The organism is Geodermatophilus chilensis (assembly GCF_002802985.1).
GTDB classification, from domain to species: Bacteria; Actinomycetota; Actinomycetes; order Mycobacteriales; family Geodermatophilaceae; genus Geodermatophilus; species Geodermatophilus chilensis.
On sequence record NZ_NVPT01000034.1, the window covers coordinates 1 to 26,111 of the forward strand.

The 26,111-nt window shown below is 73.6% G+C and carries 21 protein-coding genes; 9 read left to right on the top strand and 12 right to left on the bottom strand.

Translation table 11 applies throughout. The annotated features are described in order from the left end of the window. The 3 genes from CNO22_RS07880 to CNO22_RS28925 form a co-directional block, all read right to left on the bottom strand. On the bottom strand, positions 1-1,975 hold a 1,975-nt coding region (locus CNO22_RS07880), incomplete at its 3' end, for a hybrid sensor histidine kinase/response regulator (protein WP_100498840.1). A 111-nt stretch (positions 1,976-2,086) separates the two neighbouring features. Further along, a complete protein-coding gene (locus CNO22_RS07885; RefSeq protein WP_269799572.1) occupies positions 2,087-2,590 on the bottom strand; it encodes a methyl-accepting chemotaxis protein in 504 nt (167 codons plus the stop codon). Next, positions 2,587-2,979, bottom strand: a complete 393-nt coding sequence (locus CNO22_RS28925; protein WP_232806880.1) for a hypothetical protein — start codon at positions 2,977-2,979, stop codon at positions 2,587-2,589. Before CNO22_RS28925 ends, CNO22_RS07885 begins: the two co-directional genes overlap by 4 nt. A gap of 243 nt (positions 2,980-3,222) precedes the next feature. Here CNO22_RS28925 and dcd point away from each other — a divergent pair, with 243 nt between their 5' ends. Next, positions 3,223-3,813 carry a dCTP deaminase gene (gene dcd / locus CNO22_RS07890; protein WP_100498842.1) on the top strand — a complete coding sequence of 197 codons (591 nt, stop codon included), beginning with the start codon at positions 3,223-3,225 and terminating at the stop codon, positions 3,811-3,813. Here dcd and CNO22_RS07895 read toward each other — a convergent pair. The 4 genes from CNO22_RS07895 to CNO22_RS07910 all read right to left on the bottom strand — a co-directional run bounded on the left by CNO22_RS07895 (position 3,779) and on the right by CNO22_RS07910 (position 9,761). After that, positions 3,779-5,035, bottom strand: coding sequence for an MFS transporter (locus CNO22_RS07895; RefSeq protein WP_100498843.1), 1,257 nt, complete (start codon positions 5,033-5,035; stop codon positions 3,779-3,781). The two genes, dcd and CNO22_RS07895, sit on opposite strands and share 35 nt — an antisense overlap. 43 nt (positions 5,036-5,078) lie before the next feature. Next, the gene (locus CNO22_RS07900) at positions 5,079-6,044 is read right to left on the bottom strand and encodes a DUF389 domain-containing protein (RefSeq protein WP_198588178.1); all 966 of its coding nucleotides are present in this window, start codon (positions 6,042-6,044) and stop codon (positions 5,079-5,081) included. A 173-nt stretch (positions 6,045-6,217) separates the two neighbouring features. Then, positions 6,218-8,506: a (Fe-S)-binding protein gene (locus CNO22_RS07905; protein ID WP_100498844.1), complete on the bottom strand. Its 2,289-nt coding sequence runs from the start codon at positions 8,504-8,506 to the stop codon at positions 6,218-6,220. A 256-nt stretch (positions 8,507-8,762) separates the two neighbouring features. Further along, positions 8,763-9,761 carry a type IV toxin-antitoxin system AbiEi family antitoxin domain-containing protein gene (locus CNO22_RS07910; protein ID WP_100498845.1) on the bottom strand — a complete coding sequence of 333 codons (999 nt, stop codon included), beginning with the start codon at positions 9,759-9,761 and terminating at the stop codon, positions 8,763-8,765. A gap of 339 nt (positions 9,762-10,100) precedes the next feature. Here CNO22_RS07910 and dnaK point away from each other — a divergent pair, with 339 nt between their 5' ends. From dnaK to CNO22_RS07935, 5 genes are all read left to right on the top strand, one after another. Continuing rightward, the gene (gene dnaK / locus CNO22_RS07915) at positions 10,101-11,972 is read left to right on the top strand and encodes a molecular chaperone DnaK (protein WP_100498846.1); all 1,872 of its coding nucleotides are present in this window, start codon (positions 10,101-10,103) and stop codon (positions 11,970-11,972) included. 61 nt (positions 11,973-12,033) lie between these two features. Further along, entirely contained in the window at positions 12,034-12,732 is a 699-nt protein-coding gene (gene grpE, locus CNO22_RS07920; protein ID WP_100498847.1) for a nucleotide exchange factor GrpE, read from the top strand. Positions 12,733-12,751: 19 nt separating this feature from the next. After that, complete coding sequence (dnaJ, locus tag CNO22_RS07925; RefSeq protein WP_100498848.1) at positions 12,752-13,966, top strand: molecular chaperone DnaJ; 1,215 nt, start codon at positions 12,752-12,754, stop codon at positions 13,964-13,966. Further along, a complete protein-coding gene (locus CNO22_RS07930) occupies positions 13,963-14,421 on the top strand; it encodes a heat shock protein transcriptional repressor HspR (RefSeq protein ID WP_100498849.1) in 459 nt (152 codons plus the stop codon). The genes dnaJ and CNO22_RS07930 overlap by 4 nt, the downstream gene beginning before the upstream one ends. Continuing rightward, the gene (locus CNO22_RS07935) at positions 14,418-14,885 is read left to right on the top strand and encodes a MarR family winged helix-turn-helix transcriptional regulator (protein ID WP_100498850.1); all 468 of its coding nucleotides are present in this window, start codon (positions 14,418-14,420) and stop codon (positions 14,883-14,885) included. The genes CNO22_RS07930 and CNO22_RS07935 overlap by 4 nt, the downstream gene beginning before the upstream one ends. A 93-nt stretch (positions 14,886-14,978) precedes the next feature. On the opposite strand, the gene CNO22_RS07940 is transcribed toward CNO22_RS07935, so the two are convergent. The 5 genes from CNO22_RS07940 to aceB form a co-directional block, all read right to left on the bottom strand. Next, on the bottom strand, positions 14,979-16,883 hold the full coding sequence (locus CNO22_RS07940; protein ID WP_100498851.1) for an L-lactate permease: 1,905 nt from the start codon (positions 16,881-16,883) through the stop codon (positions 14,979-14,981). Between the two features lie 97 nt (positions 16,884-16,980). Then, entirely contained in the window at positions 16,981-18,612 is a 1,632-nt protein-coding gene (glcF, locus tag CNO22_RS07945) for a glycolate oxidase subunit GlcF (protein ID WP_198588179.1), read from the bottom strand. Further along, a complete protein-coding gene (locus CNO22_RS07950; RefSeq protein ID WP_100498852.1) occupies positions 18,613-19,800 on the bottom strand; it encodes an FAD-binding oxidoreductase in 1,188 nt (395 codons plus the stop codon). Continuing rightward, positions 19,800-21,287: an FAD-linked oxidase C-terminal domain-containing protein gene (locus CNO22_RS07955; protein ID WP_100498853.1), complete on the bottom strand. Its 1,488-nt coding sequence runs from the start codon at positions 21,285-21,287 to the stop codon at positions 19,800-19,802. The genes CNO22_RS07950 and CNO22_RS07955 overlap by 1 nt, the downstream gene beginning before the upstream one ends. A gap of 7 nt (positions 21,288-21,294) precedes the next feature. Further along, positions 21,295-22,905 carry a malate synthase A gene (gene aceB, locus CNO22_RS07960; RefSeq protein WP_100498854.1) on the bottom strand — a complete coding sequence of 537 codons (1,611 nt, stop codon included), beginning with the start codon at positions 22,903-22,905 and terminating at the stop codon, positions 21,295-21,297. Between the two features lie 186 nt (positions 22,906-23,091). Here aceB and CNO22_RS07965 point away from each other — a divergent pair, with 186 nt between their 5' ends. From CNO22_RS07965 to CNO22_RS07975, 3 genes are all read left to right on the top strand, one after another. Then, complete coding sequence (locus tag CNO22_RS07965; protein WP_100498855.1) at positions 23,092-23,868, top strand: IclR family transcriptional regulator; 777 nt, start codon at positions 23,092-23,094, stop codon at positions 23,866-23,868. 93 nt (positions 23,869-23,961) lie between these two features. After that, positions 23,962-24,432: a MarR family winged helix-turn-helix transcriptional regulator gene (locus CNO22_RS07970; protein ID WP_100498856.1), complete on the top strand. Its 471-nt coding sequence runs from the start codon at positions 23,962-23,964 to the stop codon at positions 24,430-24,432. A gap of 53 nt (positions 24,433-24,485) precedes the next feature. Continuing rightward, the gene (locus tag CNO22_RS07975; protein WP_100498857.1) at positions 24,486-26,111 is read left to right on the top strand and encodes an MDR family MFS transporter; all 1,626 of its coding nucleotides are present in this window, start codon (positions 24,486-24,488) and stop codon (positions 26,109-26,111) included.

Sequence of the window (26,111 nt, forward strand, 5' to 3'; positions counted from 1 at the left end):
GGCCGAAGCCGTCGAGCCCGGGCATCATCACGTCGGTCACGACGACGTCGGGTCGCGCGGCCGCGACGCTCTCCAGCGCCTCCTGACCGTTGGTGGCCGTCCGTACCATCCAGACCGGGGACAGCAGCCGGGTCAGGTAGGCGCGCATGTCGGCGTTGTCGTCGACGACCAGCACGCTCGTGCCCGGGCTGCTGGCCGGCGTCCGCGGGGCCGCACCGCCGGGGACGTCGTCCCACGGGGTGACCACCCCGCCGCGCGAGGACGCCGACGGGACGGCGGGGGCACCGGCCTGGGCGTCGGGCGCGCCGAAGGGCACCCGCACCGTGAAGGTGCTGCCGGCACCGGGCTCGCTGGTGGCGCCGACCTCGCCGCCGTGCAGGGTGACCAGCTCGCTCACGAGGGCCAGGCCCAGCCCGCTGCCCTCCCGGCTGCGCGCGGCGGTGCCCGCGCCGCGGTGGAAGCGCTCGAACAGGTGCGGCAACTCCGTGGCGCGGATGCCCACGCCGGTGTCGGCGACGGTGAGCACCAGGTCGTCGCCGTCGGCCCGCAGCGTGACGTCGATGTCGCCGACGAAGGTGTACTTCACCGCGTTGGCGACCAGGTTGAGGACGATCTTCTCCCACATCCGCGGGTCGACGTGAGCGGGCCGGCCCAGCGGCGGGCAGTCGACGGTGAGCCGCAGGCCCGCGCGCTCGGCGGCGGCCCGCAGCACCCCGGCCAGCTCGGCGGTGAAGGCGGCGACGTCGGTCTCCACCCGCACCGCCGACGCCCGGCCGGCCTCGATGCTGACGAACTCCAGCAGGTCGTTGACCAGCCGCTGCAGGCGCTGGCCGTTGCGCAGGGCCAGGGTCAGCGACTCGCGGACGCCGTCGGGCAGCGCGGCCCCGTGCTCGGCGAGGGTGTCGGCGATCGGCCCGATCAGCAGGGTGAGCGGGGTGCGCAGCTCGTGGCTGACGTTGGCGAAGAACGCCGTCTTGGCCCGGTCCAGCTCGGCCAGCGCCTCGGCCCGGGCGCGTTCCTCGGCGTAGGCGCGGGCGTTGCCGACCGCGGCCGCGAACTGGCCGGCCAGCAGCTCGTGGAAGGAGCGGTACTCGTCGTCCAGCGCGCGGTTGGGGTTCACGCCCACCACCAGCGCGCCCACGCCGTCGCCGTCCGGACTGCCGAGGGGCAGGACGACGGCCTCGGTGACCGCGTCGCCGAACGGCCCGCCGCTGACCCCCAGGCCGGCGACGGGGCCCGGCAGCAGCTCGTCGGGCGAGCCGGCGACCTCGGGCAGCTGCCCGGCCGCGCACCCGGTCACCGCGGCGCGGTGCAGCCCGGGCGTGCCGGGTGTGGCGAGGTAGACGGCGTCGAACGGCACGTCGAGGGGGTCGCCGGCCAGCGCGGCGGTCATCGCCGCCACCGTCGCGGCCTCGTCGACCAGCTCACCGGTCGAGGTCGCGACGTCGTGCAGCAGTCGCTGCCGGCGCTCGGCCAGCACCTGCCGGGTCACCTCGGTGCAGACCGCGTGCATGCCGGCGACCCGGCCGTCGTCGCCGTAGGCGGGCGCGTGGGAGACGGTGAAGTAGGTCTCCTCGCGGTATCCGGCGCGCTCGAGGAGCAGGAGCAGCTGCGGGATCCAGGACGCCTCGCGGGCGGCCATGGCGTGCTCCACCGGCTCCTGCAGCGCCGTCCAGCCCTCGGCGAGGGTCACCCGCAGGTCGTCGCCGATCGCGCCGGGGTGCTTGGTGCCGATCAGCGTCGCGTAGGCGTCGTTGTAGAACTGCGTGTAGCCCGGACCCCAGGCCAGGATCATCGGGAAGCGGGAGACCAGCACCGTGCGGACGGCGTGCCGCAGGCTGGCCGGCCAGTCCTCGACCGGGCCCACCGGCGTGGCGGACCAGTCGAAGGCGGCCATCAGCCGGCCGTTCTCGCCGCCGTCACCGAAGAGCTCGTCGTCCGCGGGGGCCGGGGACGGGCGGGCGCCTGTGCTCACGTACCGGCGCACCTCCCGTGTCGGTCCCCTGCCCCTCCCGACGCGGCCCGGACACGCGTCGGTCCCGGTACCGGCCTGAGCCGCGTACCGGGACCGAACGGTACCCCGGGGTCAGCGGCGCATCGCCCCGAGGAAGCCGGTCGCCTCCGAGCGCAGCCGCTCGGCCGGCTGGGACAGCCCGGTGACGTCCTGACCGCCGGGGCCCAGGGACGCCGAGCCGTCGACCGCGGCCGCGATGCCGTCCACCACGCCGTTCATCTCGGTGACCGTCGTCCCGACCCGCGTCATGACCGTGGCGACCTCCTCGCAGGCGGCCCGGATCTGCTCGACCTGGGTGGTCACCCGCTCGGTCGCGCGGCCGGTCTGGTCGGCGAGGTCCTTGACCTCGGAGGCCACGACGGCGAAGCCCTTGCCCGCCTCGCCGGCGCGGGCGGTCTCGATGGTGGCGTTGAGCGCCAGCAACCGGGTCTGGGCCGCGACGGCGTCGATCAGCGCGATCACGTCGCGGATCTCGGCCGCCGAGCGGGTCAGCGCGCTCATCGTCTCCTGGGCGGAGGTGGCCTGGGCGCTGGCCGCGGAGGCCGCGCTGGTCAGCCCGGCCGCCGAGGCGCTCATCTCCGTCGACGCCGTCGCCACCTGCTCGGAGGTGGAGAGGACGACGGTCTCGAACTCGTCGGCCAGCCGCAGCCGGGCGCTGTTGGCCTCGGTGACCCGGCCCGCGGTCGCCTGCATGGCGTCGCGCGCGGCGTTGATGTCGGCGGCTCCCCGCGGTAGGCGCCGGCCAGGCCGCCGAGCAGCACCGAGCGGTGGAACCGGCTGGCCGCCGCGGAGGTCAGCGCGGCCGAGGCCTCGCGCACGAAGGCGTCGGAGACGTCGAGCATGCTGTTGACCGCGTCGTTGAGCGCCTGCAGCTCCGGCACGTCGGCCACGCCGGTCGTCGGGCGGCTGCGGGCCTCCAGGTCGCCCCGGGCGGCCGCCTGGCAGGTCCGGGTCAGCTGCTGCACGAACTCGCGGTAGACCGCCAGCTCCTCGGCGTCGCTGCGCCGTCCGCCTCGGTCCGTCTGCGGATGCCCACCTCAGCGCTCCTCTCGCGCGATGACCGACCAGATGAACTCCTCGTACGAGCCCGCGTGCGCGGCGACCTGCTCGTCGAGCAGCCGGGAGGAGGCGGCCACGGCGGCCTTGGCGGTGGCGTGCCGCCGCTCGCCCCGGAGGGGTGTGCGGGTGTGGTCCCTAGACTCCGCCGCATGCTGCTGTCCGACCGCGACATCACGGCTGCCATCGCCGAGGGCCGTCTGGGCATCGAGCCCTACGACCGGGCGCTGGTGCAGCCCTCGAGCATCGACGTCCGGCTGGACCGCTTCTTCCGGGTCTTCAACAACGCGCGCTACACCCACATCGACCCCGCGCAGCAGCAGGACGACCTGACCACGCTGGTCGAGCCCGACGGCGACGAGCCGTTCGTGCTGCACCCGGGCGAGTTCGTGCTCGGCTCCACGCTCGAGGTCGTCAGCATCCCCGACGACGTCGCAGCCCGCCTCGAGGGGAAATCGAGTCTAGGGCGTCTCGGGTTGTTGACCCACTCGACGGCCGGCTTCGTCGACCCGGGCTTCTCCGGGCACATCACGCTCGAGCTGTCCAACGTGGCCAACCTGCCGATCACGCTGTGGCCGGGCATGAAGATCGGCCAGCTGTGCCTGTTCCGGCTGACCACCCCGGCCGAGCACCCGTACGGTTCGGCGGTCTACGGCTCCCGTTACCAGGACCAGCGCGGCCCGACGCCCTCGCGGTCGTTCCGCAACTTCACCCGCGCCGAGACGCGGCGTCCGGCTCCCTGACCGCCGCGGCCGCGGCCCGGGCGGCCACCTCGTCGTCCACGAAGCGCTCCCGGGTGGCCAGCCAGCCGGTGACCGTCAACGCGGCGACGCCGGTGAGCGCGAGGACGAACATGCCGGCGTAGCTGCCGGTGGCGCCGAGCAGGACGCCGACCAGCAGCGGCCCGGCCCCGGCGAGCACGTACCCCCACCCCTGGACGACGGTGGACAGGGCCGCGGTGGTCTCCGGCGTGCGGGCGCGCAGGCCGATGAGCGCGAGCCCCATCGCGAAGGTGCTCATGCCGACGGCGAGCAGGCTCATCCACAGCCACGGCACCGTCCGCGGGGCCAGCAGCAGCCCCAGCCAGCCGGCGACGTAGCAGGCGGCGAAGAGGGCCAGCAGCGGCCGCTGCAGGCGCGGGCGCACCGCCAGCGGCGGGACGACGGCGTTGAGCGGCACGACGACCACGGTGTTCACCCCGAGCAGCAGGCCGGCGGTCGCGGCGTCGAGCCCGGAGTCGCGCAGGTACTGCGCCGTCCAGCCGAGGATGACGTAGGCCTGCATCGCCTGGAAGCCGAAGAAGGCCGCCAGGGTGACGGCCGTGGGGCTGCGCACCAGCGCGCGCATCGGCAGCGCCGCGTGCGTGGCGCGCGAGGCGCCCGCCCGGGGCCGCACCGCCAGCCACGGCAGCGCCGCCACCAGCGCGGGCACCGCCCAGATCGCGAGGGCCCAGCGCCAGCCGGCGTCCCCGGCGGCCCGGGCGATCGGCGCGGCCGACACCGAGGCCACCGCCCCACCCGCGGACATCGCGGTGCTGTAGGCGCCCACGAGCAGCCCGGTGCGCGACGGGAAGTACCGCTTCACCAGGCTGGGGAGCAGCACGTTGCCCAGGGCACCGCCGACCATCGCCAGCACGGTGCCGACGACGAAGAGCCAGAACGCCCCGGCCACCGCCCGCAGGACCAGCCCCGCGGCCATCGCGAGCAGCGCACCGGCCAGCACGTGCCCGTCGCGGAACCGCGCGGTCAGCGGCGGCCCCGCGAAGCCGATGGCGGCGAAGCAGATCACCGGCAGGCTGGTCACCAGCCCGGTGAGGCCGCTGGAGATGCCCAGCCCGGACTGGATCTCCTGCAGCACCGGGCCGACGCTGTTGACCGCCGTCCGCAGGTTCAGCCCGGTGAGGACGATCGCCGTCCCGACGAGCAGCAGGCCCCGGCGGTGGTCGGGGACGCCGCTGCAGGACACCCGACGATCGTCCACCCCGGCCCGGGCCGCCCGGGAGCCGGGCTCAGCGCGGGGCGCGCTCGACCGCCACGACGCGGGGGACCACCCGCGGCACCCGCCGCCAGACCGCCCGCTGCACGGCCAGCGTCCCGGTCGCCGCCGCGAGGATGCCGGCCAGGTTGATGCCCAGCTGCGTGGCGGCGCGGGCGAGCTCGTCCCCGCCGCCGAGGGCGAGGGAGACCGCCATGTCGGCGGCGGCCGGGACGGTGGTGACGGAGATGAAGACGCCCACCAGCGCGCCGCTCTTGGCCGAGGTGAGCGACAGGACGCCGGCGACCCCGGCCAGCACCGCCACCACCAGCGACCACCGGTCGGGGGCGGTGATGAAGCCGGTCGCCGGCCGTTCCGCGGTGAGCACCTCGGTGTCGAACCAGCCCAGGGCTCGGCCGGCCAGCACGGCGAGCGTGGTCACCGCGATCGCGACGGCGAACCCGACGACCAGGGAGGTCCCCGCCCGGCGGGCGATCGACCGCCGGCCGTGCACCACCGCGACGGCGAGCGCTGCCAGCGGCGCGAACTCCGGGCCGAGCACCATCGCGCCGATGACCAGGATCGCCGAGTCGTTGACGATCTCGACGGCGGCCAGCAGCGTCGCGATGGTCAGGAAGGCGAGGTAGGACGCCGACAGCGCGGAGTCGGCGTCGGTGGTCCGCACGACCTGCTCCCAGACGACGGCGTCGGCGCCCTCCCCGGGGGCGCGGGCCTCGGCCCGCTCGGCGGCGTGGGAGACCGCGGCGTCGACGGCCTCCACGGTGACCCCGCCGTCGCGAGGCACGTCCAGCCGGCGCAGCTCGGCGATGAGGTCGTCGGCGGACTCGCGGGCCACGTCCGCCATCACCAGGTCACCGCGCGGCGCGACCGAGGCGTCGGGCAGGACGGCGAGGTGTGCCGTGCCCGCCGAGCCGGCGAAGAGGTCGAGGACCTCGCTGGTCCGGTCCGGTGGCACGGTGACCCGCAGGTGGAGCAGCACCGGGCTGTTCTACCCGGCCGGCTGCGGACCCGCCCGCGGACGACGACGGCGCGTGCCCCCGGGGAGGGACACGCGCCGTCGTCGCGGTGGTCCGGCCCGCTCCCGGTGCCCGTCGGCCCCCTCGCAGGGGCCCGCCGCGAGCCTGCGAGCGGTGGGGGGCGAGGGGGGTCCTCCTACTGTCCGCCGTGCTCCGTCGCCGCGGAGCCGGTGCCGGCCACGTCGTCGTCCTTCGTGCCGACGTCCGCGCCGTGCTCGGTGCCCGGCGTGCCGACCGGGGCGAGCGAGCGCAGCAGGATCTGGCTGACGTCGAGCACCTCCACGTGCTCGCCGGCCTCGCCGTTCTGCTTCTTCGTCGTCAGCGCGTCGGACAGCATCGTGATGCAGAACGGGCACGCGGTGGAGATGACGTCCGGGTCGAGGTCGAGCGCCTCCTCGGTGCGCTCCATGTTGATCCGCTTGCCGATCTTCTCCTCCATCCACATGCGGGCGCCGCCGGCGCCGCAGCAGAAGCCGCGGTCCTTGCAGCGGTGCATCTCCTGCGTGGACAGGCCCTGGACGGACTCGAGGATCTCCCGCGGCGGCGTGTAGACCTTGTTGTGCCGGCCGAGGAAGCACGGGTCGTGGTAGGTGACCTTGCGGTCGACCGGCGTGACCGGGGTCAGCCGGCCGTCGGCCACCAGCTGGTTGAGCAGCTGGGTGTGGTGGACGACCTCGTACTCGCCGCCGACCTGCGGGTACTCCCGGCCCAGCGAGTTGAAGCAGTGCGGGCAGGTGGTCACGATCTTGCGCATCCCCGGCACGCGGCCCTCGAAGACGCCGTTGAGGGTCTCGACGTTCTCCTGGGCCAGCATCTGGAAGACGAACTCGTTGCCCATGCGGCGGGCCGGGTCGCCCGAGCAGGTCTCCCCGGAGCCCAGGACGGCGAACTCGACGCCGGCGGTGTGCAGCAGCTCCGCGACGGCCTTGGTGACCTTCTTGGCGCGGTCGTCGATGGCGCCGGCGCAGCCGACCCAGAACAGGTACTCGACCTCGTGGGGCAGCGGGCCGTCGGCCTGCCGGACCTCGAAGTCCAGCTCCTTCATCCAGTCCTCGCGGGTGCTCGGGCTGACGCCCCACGGGTTGCCGCGGTTCTCCAGGTTGCGCAGCATCACGCCGGCCTCGGACGGGAAGCTGGACTCGATCAGCACCTGGTAGCGGCGCATGTCCATGATGTGATCGACGTGCTCGATGTCGACCGGGCACTGCTCGACGCAGGCGCCGCAGCTCGTGCAGCTCCACAGCACGTCGGGGTCGATGACCCCGCCCTCCTCGAGGGTGCCGACCAGGGGGCGGTGCGCCTGCGCGTCGTTGGTGCCCTCGATGCGGGCGTAGCCCGACGTCCAGACCTGTTCGTCGCTGGGCTTGAGGACGTCGTAGTCCGGCGCGGTCTCCGACGCGGTCTTCTCACCGAGCAGGTACGGGGCCTTGGCGTACAGGTGGTCCCGCAGGTCCATGACCACCATCTTGGGGCTGAGCGGCTTGCCCGTGTTCCACGCCGGGCACTGGCTCTGGCACCGCCCGCACTCGGTGCAGGTGGTGAAGTCGAGCATCCCCTTCCAGGTGAAGTCCTCGATCTTGCCGCGGCCGAAGACGGCGTCCTCGTCGGGGTCCTCGAAGTCGATCGGCTCGCCACCGGAGGTCATCGGCTGCAGCGGGCCGAGCGCCGGGGCGCCGTCCGCCTCGCGCTTGAAGTAGATGTTGGGGAAGGCGCTGAACCGGTGCCAGGCGACGCCCATGTTGAGGATCCGGCTGATCACGACCAGCCAGGTCAGCGAGACGACGATCTTGACGAACGCGACGACCGAGAGCAGGTCCGGGCTGTCCGGCAGGATCGTGGCCAGCAGGCCGGAGACCGGATGCGACCAGGCCGGGGCGTCGGTCAGGCCGGAGGAGACCTTGAGCGCCCGGATCAGCAGGATGGCGACGCCGACGGTGAGGACGACGGCCTCGACGAAGTAGCCGCGGCCCTCGTTGGAGCCGGCGAAGCGGCTGGTGCGGCCCTGGCGGCGCGGGTGGTCCTTCTGGCGCCGATAGATCAGGTACAGGATGCCGAGGACCGTGCCGGTGCCGATGACGTCGGCGAAGAGGTTCCACACGCCCAGCTCGCCGACGAGCGGCAGGTGGAAGGCCGGGTTCCAGACCTCGCCGAAGGCCTCGACCAGGGTGAGGAACAGGCCGTAGAAGCCCAGGAACACGAACCAGTGGGCGACGCCGATCGACGACCACTTGAGCATCCGGGTGTGCCCGAGCGACTCCACGACCAGCGTCTTCAGCCGTGGGCCGATCGGGCCGGTGCGGGTGCTGTCCGGCTGACCGGTCCTGATGATGCGGACCATGGCCCGCACCGCCCGGTAGGCGAACACCACCGACACGATCAGGAAGAGCACGCTGATCGTCCCCAGGACGATCTGCAAGGGGCCCATCGAACATCCCTCCCGGACGCCAGGAGGCGTCGGTTGATCCCCCGCCCGCCACGACGGCGGGTGGACTCGCCGCCGTCGAGCGGACCGCGCGTGGGCACCGGCGCCCGCGCGCGTCGGACGATAGCTGTCGGCCGCACAGGCTACTCGCCGGTAACCCCATCGACGCCACGCCCAGCCGCTTGGTTTCGCCCGACCTCGGACAGGTCGTCGTCGCCTGTGACGCGTGGTGCGGCGTTCCAGGCGCCGACGGGCGCGATCAGGCCCTCCGCAGGAGGCCGTGCGGTCGCGGCGTGGCCGTGAAACGGCGGTCCGCGGGCCCGGGTGAGTGCACCAGGCGCGTGAGTCGCTCCTGGACCCGCGGCCAGCGACTGCCGAGGTCGGCGTCGGCGATCCGGACGACGCGGATGTCGAGCGCGCGCAGCTCGTCCTCGCGACGCTTCTCGTCCCACAGCACCTGCTCCGGTGTGCGATCCCGCCAGGGATCCCGGTACTTCACCTGCCCGTCGAACTCCACCGCGACGGCCGCCTCGTCGAACCAGGCGTCGACCACCGCGACCAACCGGCCGTCCGTGCGGATCTCCACCTGTAGCTCCGGTCGCGGGAGGCCGGCTCCGACGATGCGCAGCCGGCCGCGGGTCTCCAGTGGTGACTCGGCCCGTCCGTCGGCCAGTTCGACCGCGCGGGCGACCGCCGCGCCGCCCGGCCACCGATGCACCGCCGTGGCCGCCTCGAGGAGTTCCCGTGCCGACACGCGTCGGGAGAGGAGCGCGGCGTCCATGGCCACGGCCGCGTCCTCCTCGTCCCACTCCCGGGCGCAGTCGACCAGCGTCCGCGCGACGCCGGTGAGGGGGAGGGGCCCGACCCGGACCACCTCGTCCGGGCTCATCGACGCCCGCGTGACCCGGTAGCCCTCGCCGCGACGCCACACCGCGGGATCGGTGAGCCGCACCGTGCGCGCCAGGTCGCGGCGCACCGGCAGGCCCCACAGGCGTGCGGCGGAGACCGAGCTCACCGCCGTGGTCGGGCGCCCGAGAGCGAGCACGACCGCCAGGCACTCCAGTCGGTGGCGACGACCCGCCTCCTCGGCCGCTGCCAGGTCCGATGCCGTCACGTAGACCCCGCGACGCAGTCGTCGCCAGGTGCCGGAGCGGCACAGGCGCTGGACCTCCGGGTGCCCGTACCCGGCCGTGAGGGCGTCCGCGGCCGTGAAGAGACCGAGTTGGGCCTCGGCCCGGGAGTGCAGGAGGGGGTGCATGCGGGCAGCCTCGGCCCGGCTTGGCGTGCGAGGCGTTCGTCGGCGCCGGCTGTGGAGACGTCGTCGTCCTGTGGACGGTGGCGCCATCGGCGCTCAGGACGGCCCACCACGCGTCCTGAGCGCGCACGGGCCGTCACAGGTGGCCGGGGCGGCACGCGGACGGCGGCCAATGGGCCCGATGGCTACGGCGGGGAAGAGACCCCGACACCCGGGAACAGTTCTCGCTGGGGTGCCGTTAGGGTGGGCAGGAAAGTTGAGTGGACCCCGCGCAAGGCGGACACCGACTCCCCGCACACGGACCAGAACCACCCCGGAACACACGGAAGAGAGGCCAGCTCCATGGCTCGAGCGGTCGGTATCGACCTCGGCACCACCAACTCCGTCGTCACCGTCCTCGAGGGCGGCGAGCCGACGGTCATCGCGAACTCCGAGGGCTCGCGCACCACACCGTCGGTCGTCGCGTTCGCCAAGAACGGCGAGGTCCTCGTCGGCCAGTCGGCGAAGAACCAGGCGGTCACCAACGTCGACCGCACCATCCGCAGCGTCAAGCGCGAGATGGGCACGAACTGGAAGTCTGCCGAGATCGACGGCAAGCAGTACACCCCGCAGGAGATCAGCGCCCGCGTCCTGCAGAAGCTGAAGCGGGACGCCGAGACCTACCTGGGCGAGCCGGTCACGGACGCCGTCATCACCGTCCCCGCCTACTTCGAGGACGCCCAGCGCCAGGCCACCAAGGAGGCCGGTGAGATCGCGGGCCTCAACGTCCTGCGCATCGTCAACGAGCCGACCGCGGCCGCGCTGGCCTACGGGCTGGACAAGGGCGAGACCGAGCAGACGATCCTGGTCTTCGACCTCGGCGGTGGCACCTTCGACGTCTCCCTGCTGGAGATCGGCGAGGGCGTCATCGAGGTGAAGGCCACCGCGGGTGACAACCACCTCGGTGGTGACGACTGGGACGAGCGGGTCGTCAAGCACCTGGTGCAGACGTTCAACGCGCAGACCGGCATCGACCTGTCCAAGGACAAGCTGGCCATGCAGCGGCTCCGCGAGGCCGCCGAGAAGGCCAAGATCGAGCTGTCCGGCGCGCAGTCGACCAACGTCAACCTGCCCTACATCACCGCCGGCGCCGAGGGCCCGCTGCACCTGGACGTCACGATCACCCGTGCCGAGTTCCAGCGGCTGACCCAGGACCTGCTCGACCGCACCCGCGCGCCGTTCAACCAGGCGATCCGCGACGCCGGCATCTCCGTCGGCGAGATCGACCACGTCGTCCTGGTGGGTGGCTCGACCCGCATGCCGGCCGTCACCGACCTGGTGCGCGAGCTGACCGGCGGCAAGGAGCCCAACAAGGGCGTCAACCCCGACGAGGTCGTCGCCATCGGCGCCGCCCTGCAGGCCGGCGTCCTGCGCGGTGAGGTCAAGGACGTCCTGCTGCTCGACGTCACCCCGCTCTCCCTCGGCATCGAGACCAAGGGCGGGATCATGACCAAGCTCATCGAGCGCAACACCACGATCCCGACCAAGCGGTCGGAGATCTTCACGACGGCCGACGACAACCAGCCGTCCGTGCAGATCCAGGTCTTCCAGGGCGAGCGCGAGATGGCGGCCTACAACAAGAAGCTCGGCATGTTCGAGCTGACCGGTCTGCCGCCGGCGCCGCGTGGCGTCCCGCAGATCGAGGTGGCCTTCGACATCGACGCGAACGGCATCGTGCACGTGTCCGCCAAGGACCTCGGCACGGGCAAGGAGCAGTCGATGACCATCACCGGTGGCTCGGCCCTCCCGAAGGACGACATCGAGCGGATGATGAAGGACGCCGAGGCGCACGCCGAGGAGGACAGGCGCCGCCGCGAGGAGGCCGAGACCCGCAACCTCGCCGAGTCGCTGCAGTACCAGACCGAGAAGTTCCTGGCCGAGAACGGTGACAAGATCCCGGCCGACAAGAAGGAGGAGCTCGGCGAGGCCCTCACCGAGCTGCGCTCGGCCCTCGGCGGCTCGGACATCGCGGCGATCAAGGCAGCCCAGGAGAAGGTCGCCCGGGTCTCCCAGGAGGTCGGCGGGGCGCTCTACGCCCAGCAGGCCGAAGCGGGGGCCGCGGGTGGCGGTGCCGCCGGCGAGGCCGGCGCGCCCGGTGGCGCGACCGGTGCGACCGCGTCGGACGACGTGGTCGACGCCGAGATCGTCGACGAGGACAACGACAAGCGGGCATGAGGACGACGGGAGTCGAGGTGACCTCCGCCGACCTCGTGACCGGAGCCGGCGGAGGTCACCGATGACACAGCCGAGGGAAGAGGAGCCGCGGGTCGTCATTCGCGACAAGCGGCGCATCGACCCGACCAGCGGCACCGTGCGGGTGCCGGCCGGCGAGCAGCCGGCCGGCCCCCGCCCGGGCGTACACCCAGCAGCAGGGGAGCAGATGAGCGAGCACGAGGCCGCCGCCGACGGCGGACAGCCGACGGTGGTGGACGACGACCTGTCGCGCCAGCTGGCGGAACGGACCGAGGACCTCCAGCGGGTCACCGCCGAGTACGCGAACTACCGGCGGCGGGTGGACCGGGACCGTCAGCTCGTGGTCGACCAGGCCGCCGAGCGGTTCGCAGCAGGGCTGTTCCCGATCGTCGACGACATCGAGCGGGCCCGGGACCACGGCGACCTGACCGGTGCCTTCAAGGTCGTGGCCGACCGCGTCCTGGGGGTGCTCGACGGCCTGGGCGTCGAGGCCTTCGGCGTGGCCGGCGACCCCTTCGACCCGGCGCTGCACGAGGCCGTCATGCACGACACCTCGGCCGAGGTCGACGTCCCGACCGCGACGACGGTGCTGCGGCAGGGCTTCCGCCGCGGCGACCGCGTGCTGCGGACGGCGATGGTCGCGGTCACCGAGCCGGAGCACCCGGTCGCGGCCGCACCCGCCCAGGGCGCGACCGACGGCGCCACCCCCGCGCAGCCGGGCGAGGGCCCGGCGGCCGACTGAGCCGGAGAGGGGGCGCCCGATGAGCACCCGGGACTTCATCGAGAAGGACTACTACGCCGCTCTGGGCGTCGCCCAGGACGCCGACGCGGCGGCCGTCAAGAAGGCCTACCGCCAGCTGGCCCGCGACCTGCACCCGGACAAGAACCCGGGCAACGCGGAGGCGGAGGCCCGGTTCAAGGAGGTCTCCGAGGCCTACGACGTGCTCTCCGACCCCAAGCGGCGGGCCGAGTACGACGAGGCCCGACGGCTGTTCGGGTCCGGCGGCGCGGGCGCGCGGGCCGGTTTCCCCGGCGGCTTCCCGGGTGGCGCCGGCGGCGGCCAGCCGTTCGACCTCGGCGACCTCTTCGGTGCCTCCGCGGGCGGGCGGTCCGGCGGTGCGGGCGGGCTCGGTGACCTGTTCGGCGGCCTCTTCGGGAGCGGCGGGGCCGGTGCCGGCTCGGCGCGGGCGCGCAGCCAGGCGGCGTCCGGCCCGGCCCGCGGCCAGGACGTCGAGACCGAGGCGACCCTCTCGTTCGAGGAGGCCGTCCTCGGGGTGACGGTGCCGCTGCGCATGCAGAGCCCCGGCACCTGCCCGACCTGCGCCGGCTCCGGCGCCCGCCCGGGCACCAGCCCGCACACCTGCCCGGTGTGCCAGGGCGCCGGGGTGACCAGCCGCAGCCAGGGGGCGTTCGCCTTCTCCGAGCCGTGCCGCAACTGCCGCGGCTCCGGCCAGGTCGTCGACGACCCCTGCCCGACCTGCGCGGGCAACGGCGTCACCAACCAGACCCGCACGATCACCGTGCGGATCCCGCCCGGCGTCAAGGACGGGCAGCGCATCCGGCTGGTCGGCAAGGGCGCACCCGGGCGGCGGGGCGGCCCGGCCGGCGACCTGTTCGTCGTCGTCCACGTGTCCGAGCACGAGCTGTTCGGCCGCAAGGGCAACGACCTGACGCTGACCGTGCCGATCACCTTCGCCGAGGCCACCCTCGGGGCGACGCTGACCGTGCCCACGCTGGACGGCAACGTCACGCTCAAGGTGCCCGCGGGGACGGCGAGCGGCCAGACGCTGCGGGTGCGCGGGCGCGGCGTCCCCGGCAAGGGGCGCGCCGGTGACCTGCTGGTGACAGTGGAGGTGGCGGTGCCCAAGCGGCTCACGCCCGCCGCGGAGGAGGCCGTCAAGGTGCTCGAGGCCGAGCTCGGCGACCCGCGGCCGCGGATCACCGCCGCGGTGCAGCAGCAGGGCGGTGCCCGGTGAGTCTGCCCACCGACGGCTCCCGCGAGCAGACCCACGCCGGGCGCGCGGTGGCCGAGGACGCGCCGGTCTTCGTCATCTCGGTCGCCGCCGAACTGGCCGGCATGCACGCGCAGACGCTGCGCCAGTACGACCGGCTGGGCCTGGTCAGCCCCGGCCGGACCCGCGGCGGTGGCCGGCGGTACAGCCCGCGCGACGTCGCGCTGCTCCGCGAGGTGCAGCGGCTCTCCCAGGAGGACGGCGTCAACCTGGCCGGCATCAAGCGGATCATCGACCTGGAGTCACAGGTCGCGGCCCTGCAGGAGCGGGTGCAGGAGCTGCTCACCGAGCTCGAGCTCGCCGAGAGCCGGGCGATGGCGGCCGAGTCCGCCGTCCGCGCGGGCTACGGGCGCGACCTGGTGCCGCTGCGGCCCTCGACCTCGGCGCTGGTGGTCTGGCGGCCGCGGAACGAGCGGTGACGCAGGTGGACGCGCACGAGGCCTACGTACGGGTGGAGCGGGAGATCGGCCTGCTGCTGCGCCGATCCCGCGCCATCTCCTCCCGGCTGGCCCGGGAGCTGCACCCGGACCTGGACGGCGCCGCCTACGGGCTCCTGGCGCTGCTGCAGGACACCGGGCCGCTGCGGGCCAGCGACCTGGTCGGCCGGCTGGGACTCGACAAGAGCACGGTCAGCCGCCAGGTCTCGTCGCTGGTCGCGCTGGGCCTGGTCACCCGCGAGGCCGACCCGGCCGACGGCCGCGCCCAGGTGCTGAGCACCTCCCCGGAGGGGTCGGCCCGGCTGTCCCGCATCCGGGACGCCCGGCGGGCCCGCTGGGAGGCCGACCTCGCGGACTGGCCCGCGGAGGACGTCGCCACGCTGGGCGAGCTGCTGGCCCGGCTCAACCGGCTCGGTGAGGCGCGCGAGGCCGAGACCGGCCGCTGACCCGCGGCACGCCCCGACACGACGGCGCCCCCGTACCCGAGCGGGTACGGGGGCGACGTCGTTCGTCAGCCGGTCCGCCGGTCAGCTCCCACCTCAGCGGCCGTCGGGCGTCTTCCCCGGGTCGGGGATCATGTCGGTCCGCTCACGGCCGTCGGCCGGGGCGCCGCCGCGCGTGAGGCCGGCCGAGCCGGGGCCCGCTGCAACGTCGGCCAGCTCGGAGTTCGGCTTCCCGGACGAACGACGCATGGCCAGGATCAGGCCGACGAGCGCAGCCAGCAGCAGCGCGAGCCACAGCGTGCTGAGGTTCGCGCCGAACCCGTAGATGGCCACCAGCGAGAGCCCGCCGGCCATCAGGCAGTAGTAGATCGTCGGCAGGATCGTCTTGCGGATCAGGTCGCCCTCGCGACCGACCAGGCCGACCGTCGCCGAGGCGGCCACGATGTTGTGCACGGTGATCATGTTGCCGGCCGCCCCACCGACGGCCTGGGTGGCGACGACGGTCTCCGGGACGACGCCGATCTGCTCGGCGGTGGAGAACTGGAACAGCGAGAACATCAGGTTGCTCACCGTGTTGCTACCGGCCACGAAGGCGCCGAGCGCGCCGATCCACGGGGCGAACGCGGGCCACGCGTCGCCGGCGAGCGCGGCCGCCCCCTCGGCCAGCGTCAGCGGCATCGACGCCAGCCCGGAGTCGTTGAACTGCTCGCCCGAGTTGATGAAGACCCGCACCAGCGGCAGGGCGAACAGGAGGGCGACGGCCGCGCCGGCGAGCTGGCTGCTCGCCACCTTCCAGGACGACGAGATCTGCCGCCCGTTCATCCAGTGCAGCCCGTAGGTCACCAGGCAGGTGGCGATGAAGACGAAGCCCGGCAGGTAGAGGTACTGCAGCCCCTGGGAGACGCCGGTCACGCCGAGGATGTCGGTGACGGCGAGCACCCGCCAGCCACTGGTGAGGAACGTGGTGATCGGGTCGATGGTGCGGGTCATCACCAGCAGGACGGCGACGACGACGTACGGCGTCCACGCCAGCCAGATGCTCATCCGGCGCTCGGCGACGTCCGCCTCGTCCTCGGGCGAGATGGTCCCCATCCAGTGCCGGGGCCAGTGGGCGCGCGCCGGGAAGTCCCAGGTCTTCTTCGGCATGAGGAAGCCACGGCTGGACGCGAACATCACGATCGCCAGGCCGATCAGCCCACCGAGCAGCGAGGGGAACTCCGGGCCGAGGAGCCAGGCGACCAGCACGTAGGGCACCGTCATCGAGAAGGCGGCGAACAGCGCGAACGGAGCGATGGCCAGCCCGTCGGCGAACCGCTTCCGCTCGCCGAAGAAGCCCGTGAGCATGCAGGCGAGGATCAGCGGGATCAGGGTGCCGATGGTCGCGTGCAGCAGGGAGACCCGCAGGCCGATGACCTCCAGGTACGCGGGCATGTCGAGCCCGAGCACGGAGAGCCGTTCCTCGACCGGCCCCGCCCCGCTGAGTCCGCCGTTGACACCGACGAGGATCGGCGTGCCGACCGCGCCGAAGCTCACCGGGGTGCTCTGGATGATCAGCCCGACCATGACCGCCGCCATCGCCGGGAAGCCCAGGGCCAGCATCAGCGGCGCCACCACCGCAGCCGGTGTGCCGAACCCGGACGCGCCCTCGATGAAGCTGCCGAACAACCAGCCCACGATGATGGCCTGCACCCGGCGGTCCGGACTGATGCTGGTGAAGCCTGCCCGGATGGTCGCCATCGCACCGCTCTTGGTCAGCGTCTCGAGCAACAGCAGAGCGCCGAAGACGATGTAGAGCAGGGTGAGGGCGACCAGCAGACCCTGGATCGCCGACGCGGCGATCGCCGTCGGGGACATGCCCCACACCAGCAGGGCCACCAGGACCACGACGACGAACCCGACCGGCATCGCCCGTTTAGCGGGCCATCGCAAGCCCGCCAGGAGTACGCCCACCACGAGGATCGGCAGGAGTGCAAGCAGACTCAGGACGGCGAGGTTGTCCACGGTGACGCCTCTCGTTCGGCTGACTGGGGTGGGGCGGACTGCGCGGTGGGGCCGTACGGGTGTCCCCGCACGCGGTGCACGGATCAGACGGGGGTGGTCACCGCGCCGCGGCGGAGGTCCGGGCCAGGGCGGTGCCGGGGCCGTTGAGCGCCCGCTCGAGCAGGTCCTCGACGGGCACCCCGCGGATCGAGGCGTCCAGCACCTGGACCGTGTGCGCGACCGGCATCCGCTTCCCCATGCGGGCCAGCGTCGTCGCCACCTGCATCCAGCAGCCGGGGTTGGCGGTGACCATCAGGTCCGCGCCGGTGGCGAGCACGGCGGCGGCCTTGCGCTCTCCCAGCTCCCGGGCCGGTTCCGGCTGCAGCATGTTGTAGGTGCCGGCGCTGCCGCAGCAGAGCTCCGCCTCGGCGATCGCCTTGAGCTCGATGCCCGGGATCCCACGCAGCACCTTCCGCGGTTCCTCGCGGATGCCCTGCGCGTGGGCGAGGTGGCAGGCGTCCTGGTAGGCCACCGTCATGGGCAGCGGGTGCCGCTCGGCTACCGGTCCGAGCTCGACGATGAACTCGCTGATGTCCCGGGACCTCTCGGCCAGCGCCTCGGCGCGCGCCGCCCACTCCGGCTCGTCGCGCAGCTGGTGCCCGTACTCCTTGATGTTCGAGCCGCAGCCGGCCGCGTTCACGACGACGTAGTCGACGCCGGCCCGCTCGAAGGTCTCGATCGTCCGCTTGGCGAAGTCGAGGGCCTGCTCCTCCCGGCCGCCGTGGCCGGGCAGGGCCCCGCAGCAGCCCTGGCTCCGCGGCACGATGACGTCGCAGCCCTCGGCGGCCAGGACCCGCACGGTCGCGGCGTTCACGTCCGGGAAGAAGGTGCCCTGTACGCAGCCGGCCAGCAGCCCGACGACCGCCCGCCGCTGGCCCACGGCCGGCGTCCGCTCGGGGACGCGCTCCACCGGGCCCAGCTTCGGCGCGAGGGACTCCATCGCCTGCAGCGGTGCCGGCAGCTTGCGCATCAGGCCCGCGCGGGTCAGCAGGCTGCCGAGCCGACTGGCCTGGTAGGCCCGCAGCGGCCCGCGCAGCGCACGCAGCCGCTTGGGGTAGGGGAACAGGTTGTAGATGAGGTCGCGGTAGAGCTTCTCCGCCCGTGACCGCGTGTACCGCCGCTCGATCTGCGGGCGGGTGGCCTCGATGAGCTTGTCGTACTGGACGCCGGACGGGCACGCGGTGACGCAGGCCATGCAGCCCAGGCACTGGTCGAAGTGCCGCACCATCGACTCGTCGAGCGGCTCGCCCTCCAGCGCCTCCTTCATGAGGTAGATGCGCCCGCGGGGACTGTCCATCTCCTCGCCCCACAGCACGTACGTGGGGCAGGTCGGCAGGCAGAACCCGCAGTGCACGCAGTCGCCGATGAGCGCCGGGTCCGGCGGGTGGTGCTCGTCGAACGCCGGCTGCACGACCTGCCGGGTCTGCGGCAGGCCCAGCAGGGTCGGGGTGCCCACGGTGGCGGCCCCGGTGCCGGGCGGCAGGTCGATGTCCTGGCCGATGTCGAGCGGGCGGCGCGCCCCGACCACCGCGGAGGGGGCCTCGTCGGTCGCCCGGGCGGCCCCGGTGGGCGACCCGGGCGGCAGGTCGGCCACCGAGTCGCGCACGGGGCCGACGTTCGGGGAGGCTCCCGGGGACCCGGGCGGGGGCGCGTCGCCCTGGCCGTGGCTGCCCGGCGTGATCTCCGTCATCTACAACCCTCCGACGAACCGGCCCGGCGACATCCGCCGCTCGGGGTCGAACCTCTCCTTGACCCGCCGCATCAGGTCGAGCGAGTCACCGACCGGACCCCAGTGGTCGAGGCGGTCCCGGACGGCGTCGGGCGCGCGCAGGACCACCGCGGTCCCGTCGTGCGGCGCGATCGCGGCGCGCAGCCGGGGCAGCGCGTCGACCGCCTCGCCGGCGGGGACGGCCGCGTAGGACACGCCGGTGGCGGCGTGCGCGGCCACCGCCGTGCCGGCGGGGAGTGCGCCCAGCGCCGACGAGAGCGCCGCCGGGGCGTAGGCCAGCCGCAGCAGCACGTCGTCTGCACCGCCGGGCCGCCGGCCGAAGTCCTCCGGCAGGTCCTCGGACTCCTCGCCGCCGCCGAGCAGGGCGACGGCGGACCGGGCCTGCCCGGCCACCGACTCCGCGATCGACTCGAACAGCACGACCAGCCGTGCGCTGCCGTCGGCGCGCCCGATGAGCTCCACGGCCGAGGGCGTGAGCGTCGACCGGGCCAGCGCGATCGACAGCGGCCCGGCGGCCGCGGCGTCGGGCAGCTCGAGCGTGACCACCCGGCGCGCGGGCGGCACCGGGTGCAGCCGCCAGGTGGTGGAGACGACGGCGCCGAGGGTCCCGTGGGCCCCGGTGAACAACTTGCCGAGGTCGTACCCGGCGACGTTCTTGACGACCTTGCCGCCGGCGTGCGCCACGGTGCCGTCGGCGAGGACGACGGTGATGCCGATCAGCAGGTCGCGGGTGGTGCCGTACCGCAGCCGGCGCGGTCCGGACGCGTTGGCGCTCACCACCCCGCCCAGCGTGGCGCCGTCCTCGGGCGGGTCCAGGCCGAGCAGCTGGCCGGCCCGGCCGACCTGCGCCTGCAGGTCGGCCAGCCGCACCCCCGCCTCGGCCACGACGGTGAGGTCGCCCGCCACGTGCTCGACGACCCGGTCCAGGCCGGTGAGGTCGAGCAGCAGGTCGCAGGACTCCGGCGCCGCGGCCCAGGTCAGCTTGCTGCGCCCGCCGACCGGCACGACGGTGCGCCCGTCGGCCGCCGCGGCCCGCAGCACCTCGGCGACCTGGTCGACCGTGGCCGGCCGGACCACCTCGCGGGGGACGACGCCGCTGACCGCGTCGTCGGGGCCCCCGGCCCGGCGGGTGTCGGTGGCAGCGGTCATCAGAAGACCTCGCCCAGGCCGGCCGCCTGCACCGGGTGCTCGCCCTTCCGGACGCCGGGCCGCTCGCCGCACAACCGCGGGGTCGGGAAGACCTTGCCCGGGTTGGCGATGCCGGCGGGGTCGAAGGCGCACCGCAGCAGCTGCATGGTGTCGAGGTCCTCGGGCGTGAACTGCTTGGCCATCTTCATGCGCTTCTCGCTGCCCACCCCGTGCTCGCCGGTGATGGAGCCACCGGAGGTGACGCAGAGCTCCAGGATGGCGCCGGCCAGCTCCTCGGCCTCGTGGGCCTGGCCCTCCACCGCGTCGTCGAAGAGCACGAGCGGGTGCAGGTTCCCGTCGCCGGCGTGGAACACGTTGGCCACCCGCAGGCCCTTCTCGTCGGCCATGCGGTCGATCTCGGCGAGCACCTCGGGCAGCTTCGTGCGGGGGATGACGCCGTCCTGCACGAAGTAGCTCGGGCTGATCCGGCCGACCGCCGCGAACGCCGACTTGCGGCCCTTCCACATCAGCGCCCGCTCGGCGTCGTCGGCCGCGATGCGGGTCTCGAAGGCGTTTCGGGCCCGGGCGATCTCCTCGACCTGCCGGAACTGCGCCTCGACCTCGACCTGCGGGCCGTCGAGCTCGATGACCAGCACCGCGACCGCGCCCTCGGGGTAGCCGCAGCTCACCGCGGCCTCGGCGGCCTGGATGGCCAGCGCGTCCATCATCTCGACCGCGGCCGGCACGATCCCGGCCGCGATGATGTCGCTGACCGTGCCGGCCGCGTCCTCGACCGAGTGGTAGCCCACCAGCATGGTCTGCACCGCCTCCGGCACCCGGATCAGCCGCAGGGTCAGCTCGGTGGCCACGCCGAGGGTGCCCTCGCTGCCGATGAACGCGCCCAGCAGGTCGTAGCCGGGGTGCTCGGGGGCGCGCCCGCCGAGGTGCACGACCTCGTCGTCCGGCAGCACCACCTCGGCGCCGAGCACGTGGTTGACGGTGAAGCCGTACTTCAGGCAGTGGGCGCCACCGGCGTTCTCGGCCACGTTCCCGCCGATCGAGCAGACCAGCTGGGACGACGGGTCGGGCGCGTAGGCCAGGTCGTGGGGCGCCGCGTCGCGGGTCACCCACAGGTTGATGACCCCGGGCTCGACGGTGACCTGGCGGTTGTCGGCGTCCACCGGGGAGAGCCGGCGCAGCCGCGACAACACGAGCAGGACGCCGTCGGCGCTGGGCAGCGCGCCACCGGACAGGCCGGTACCCGAGCCGCGCGCCACGAAGGGGACGCCGGCCTCGGAGCAGAGCCGGACGGTGTCGACGACGTGCTGCCGGCTCTCGGCCAGCACGACGATCGCCGGGGTGACCTTGAAGTTGGCCAGCCCGTCGCACTCGTAGGTGCGCACCTGCGTGCGGTCGGTCAGGACCCGCTCGGTGCCGACCGCCGAGCGGAGCCGGTCGGCCAGCGTGGCGGTGCGGTCGGACAGTGCGGGCTCGGCGATGGCGGTCATGGGGTCCTCACGGCATGCGCTCGTAGGCCGGCAGGGTCAGGAAGTCGCTGTACTCGTCGGACACCGCCATCTCCAGGAACAGCGCGCGGGCGTCGTCCCAGCGGCCGGAGGCGAAGGAGTCGCCGCGGGCCTCGGCGATGGCCGTCATCTCCTCGTCGGTGATGCGCTCGACCAGCTCGCGGGTGACCGTCTCGCCGTTCGAGAGCCGCACCCCGTTGTGCAGCCACTGCCAGACCTGGCTGCGGGAGATCTCGGCGGTGGCGGCGTCCTCCATGAGGTTGTTGATGCCGACGGCACCGGAGCCGCGCAGCCACGCCTCGATGTACTGGATGCCGACGCTGATGTTGCTGCGCAGCCCCGCCTCGGTGACGTCCCCAGGGGTGGAGCGGACGTCGAGCAGCTGGTCGGCCGTGACCTGCACGTCCTCGCGCTTCTTGTCGATCTGGTTCGGGCGGTCGCCGAGGACGGCGGTGAAGACCTCCTTGCAGAGCTCCACCATGCCGGGGTGGGCGACCCACGAGCCGTCGAAGCCGTCGTTGGCCTCGCGCTCCTTGTCGGCCCGGACCTTGGCGAAGGCCTGCTCGTTGACCGCCGGGTCCTTGGACGGGATGAAGGCCGCCATGCCGCCGATGGCGTGCGCGCCGCGCTTGTGGCACGTGCGCACCAGCAGCTCGGTGTAGGCGCGCATGAAGGGGACGGTCATCGTCACCGAGTTGCGGTCGGGGAGGAGGAACTCCTCGCCCCGGGTCCGGAACGTCTTGACGACGCTGAACATGTAGTCCCAGCGGCCGGCGTTGAGGCCTGCGGAGTGGTCGCGGAGCTCGTAGAGGATCTCCTCCATCTCGAACGCCGCGGGGTAGGTCTCGATGAGCACGGTGGCGCGGATGGTGCCGCGGGGGATGCCCAGCTGGTCCTGCGCCAGGTTGAAGGCGTCGTTCCAGAGCCGCGCCTCGAGGTGGCTCTCCATCTTCGGCAGGTAGAAGTACGGGCCCTGGCCGCGGTCGATCTGCTTCTGGCCACAGCTGGCCAGGTACAGCGCGAAGTCGACCAGGCTGCCGGAGGTCTGCTCGCCGTCGACGGTGATGTGCTTCTCGGGCAGGTGCCAGCCGCGCGGGCGCACGATGATCGTGGGCAGCTCCACGTCGTCGCGGACCCGGTACTCCTTGCCCTCCGGGCTGGTGAACTGGAGCGTGCCGTCGATGGAGTCCATCAGGTTGAGCGGGCCGTTGACGACGTTGGTCCACAGCGGGGAGTTCGCGTCCTCCTGATCGGCCAGCCAGCACTTCGCGCCGGAGTTGAGCGCGTTGATCGTCATCTTCCGGTCGGTGGGGCCGGTCATCTCGACCCGGCGGTCGACCAGGCCGGGCGCGGGCGGGGCCACCTGCCAGGAGTCGTCCTCGCGGATCGACCGGGTCTCCTCGAGGAAGCCCAGGCTGGCGCCGTCGGCCAGCGCGCGGACCCGCTCCTTCCGGGCGGCGAGCAGCTCGAGCCGCCGGCCGTTGAGCTCGCGGTGGAGGAGGGCGACGAGCTCGAGCGCCCGGGGGGTGAGGACCTCGTCGAACCGGTCCTCGATCGGTCCGGTGATCTCGAGACCGTCCACGTCGGCGATGGTGCTCATGGTTCTCCCTGGAGTCGCTGTGCTGGGGCGCCGACCGGTTCCGCAGAGCGGTGAGCCGGGGGTAGTGTCGTTCCGCATCGTGGAACACGCTGTCTGATTACTGGAAAAGTAGTGGGGCCCCATCACCAGGGTCAACCCGGGGTCCCACAGTCCGGAACGCGACCGGGCGGAACAGGAGAGGGCGCGATGGCCGCTGGCGGGACGGTGGAGGGTGTGCAGTCGCTGGACCGCGCCTTCCAGTTGCTCGAGCTCATGGCCGATGCTGACGGCGAGGTCGCGATCAGCCGGCTGGCCGCCGACAGCGGCCTGGCCGTGTCGACCATCCACCGGCTCGTGCGCACCCTGGTGGCCCGCGGCTACGTGCGCCAGCTGCCGTCGCGCCGCTACGTCCTCGGCCCGCGGCTGATCCACCTGGGGGAGTGTTCGTCGCGGGTGCTGGCCATGTGGGCCCAGCCGCACCTGTCCCAGCTCGTCGACGCCATCGGCGAGACCGCCAACATGGCGATGCTCGACGGCGACCGGGTGGTCTACGCCGCCCAGGTGCCCTCCCGGCACTCGATGCGGATGTTCACCGAGGTGGGCCGGCGGGTGCACCTGCACTGCACCGGCGTCGGCAAGGTCCTGCTGGCCCAGATGCCGCCGGCGACCGCGCGCCGGCTGCTCCTGCAGAGCGGCATGCCGGCCCGCACCGACCGCACGGTGACCGACCCCGACGAGCTGCTCGCCCAGCTGCCGGGCGTCGCCGAGCAGGGCTATGCCCTCGACGACGGCGAGCAGGAGGCCGGCGTCCGCTGCGTGGCGGTCCCCGTGCCGGGCGGCCCCGTGGCCGGGGCGATCTCCGTCTCCGGTCCGGCCGGTCGGCTGGGGCTGGACGCGGTGCCCCGGGTGGTGCCCCTGCTGCAGGCCGCGGCGGCCGCGCTGGCCACCGAGCTCGGGCGGGACGGCGGCGGGCTCGACCGCTGACGGTGGGCGCCCTCGCAGGGCCGGAAGTTGCCTACGACAACGAAATATCAGTATGGTTGCGGTACGCAAGTACTCCCTGTCGAGGACGGCGACGTGCCCATCAGCCCCGAGACCCGTGACCGGCTGGCCTCCGGCCTGGCCCGTGTCGTCCGCAGCGGCCGCCACCTGAGCGGCCGCGCCGCGGACGCCCTCTACGGTGACCTGCCGTCGTTCGGCTGGGCGCTCCTGCTGCCCCTGGAGCAGGACGGCGAACAGCGCTGCAGCGCCCTGGCGGCGCGGGCCCGCGTCGACGTCTCCGTCGCCAGCCGGCAGCTGGCCACCCTCGAGCGCTCCGGCTACGTCGAGCGCCGGCCCGACCCGCACGACGGGCGGGCCAGCCTCCTGCACCTCACCGACGAGGGCGCCCGTGCGCTGGCCGTCACCCGCGCCCTGCGCGCCCGGTGGGCCGGCGCCGCGCTGGCCGACTGGGACGAGGACGACGCGCGCCTGCTGTCCGGGCTGCTGGAGCGGCTCGCGACCGACCTCGACCGGGCGCCCACCGCCGTCCCGGTCGCCGTCCGGTGACCCGCGGCCCCCTCGCACCGCCTCCCTCCCGTACCTGCCGGACCAGGAGAACCGTGGCCACCACCACCCGCGACGACCGCACCGCGGCCGTCCCCACCTCGGCGCCCGCCGACACCGCCCCTGTCGACATCGCCCCTGCCGAGCAGCAGGGGCGGATGACCCACCGGCAGATCCTCTCGGCGCTGTCCGGGATGTTGCTGGCGATGTTCGTGGCGTTCCTGTCCTCGACCGTCGTCTCCAACGCCCTGCCGACGATCATCACCGAGCTGCGCGGCACCCAGGGCCAGTACACGTGGGTGATCACCGCGACGCTGCTGGCCGCGACCGCCTCGACCCCGATCTGGGGCAAGCTCGCCGACCTCTACAGCAAGAAGCTGCTGATCCAGGTCTCGATCGTGGTCTTCATCGTCGGCTCGATGCTGGCGGGCCTGGCCCAGTCGGTCGAGACGCTGATCGCCTGGCGGGTGCTGCAGGGCCTCGGCCTCGGCGGCATCCAGGCGCTCGTGCAGATCGCGATGGCCGCGATGATTAGCCCCCGGGAGCGCGGCCGGTACTCCGGTCTCATCGGCGGGGTCATGGCGGTGGCCACGGTCGGCGGGCCGCTGATCGGCGGCCTGCTCGTCGACACCAGCTGGCTCGGCTGGCGCTGGTGCTTCTACGTCGGCGTGCCGTTCGCCGCCGTCGCGCTGGTGCTGCTGCAGCGCACGCTGCACCTACCGGTGACCAGGCGCGAGGTCCGCATCGACTACCTGGGGGCGGCGTTCCTGGCTGCCGGCGTCTCCGCGCTGCTCATCTGGGTCACCCTGGCCGGCGACACCTTCGCCTGGGTGTCGGTCGAGACGGCGCTGTTCGTCGGCGGCGGGCTGCTGGCCGTGGCCGCGTTCGTCGCCACCGAGCTGCGCGCCGCCGAGCCGATCGTCCCGCTGCGGCTGTTCCGCGACCGGACGACGACACTGGCGATCCTGGCCAGCATCGCGATCGGTGTGGCCATGTTCGGCTCGTCGGTCTTCCTCGGCCAGTACCTGCAGATCTCCCGTGGCTACTCGCCGACCGCGGCCGGCCTGCTGACGCTCCCGATGGTCGGCGGGCTGCTGCTCTCCTCGACGGTGTCGGGCATCCTCATCACCCGCTCCGGGCGGTGGAAGGGGTACCTGGTCGCCGGCTCGCTGCTCGTCGTCCTCGGCTTCGCGCTGCTCGGCACGATCGACCACGAGACGGACATGGTCGTGCTGGGCGCCTTCCTGTTCGTCCTGGGCGTGGGCATCGGCATGACGATGCAGAACCTCGTCCTCGCCGTGCAGAACACCGTGGCCGCCCGCGACCTGGGTGCGGCGAGCTCCGCGGTCGCGTTCTTCCGCAGCCTCGGCGGCACCATCGGCGTCGCCGTCCTCGGCGCGGTGCTGGACTCCCGCGTCGGCGAGCTGACCGCGCAGGGCCTGGCCGGCGTGCCGGGTGCCGCGCAGGGCGCCGGCGGGGCGGGGCTGGCCGACCTGGCCGACGCGCCGCCGGCCGTCCGGGTGCTGATCGCGGCGGCCTACGGCGACGCGACGGGGCGCGTCTTCGCAGTCTCCGCCGTGGTGGCGGTGGTCGCGGTACTGGCCGTCCTGTTCATCCGGGAGGTCGCGCTGCGGACCGAGAGCGGCGACGAGCGGCTGCGCAGCGAGGCCTCGCCCGGCTGA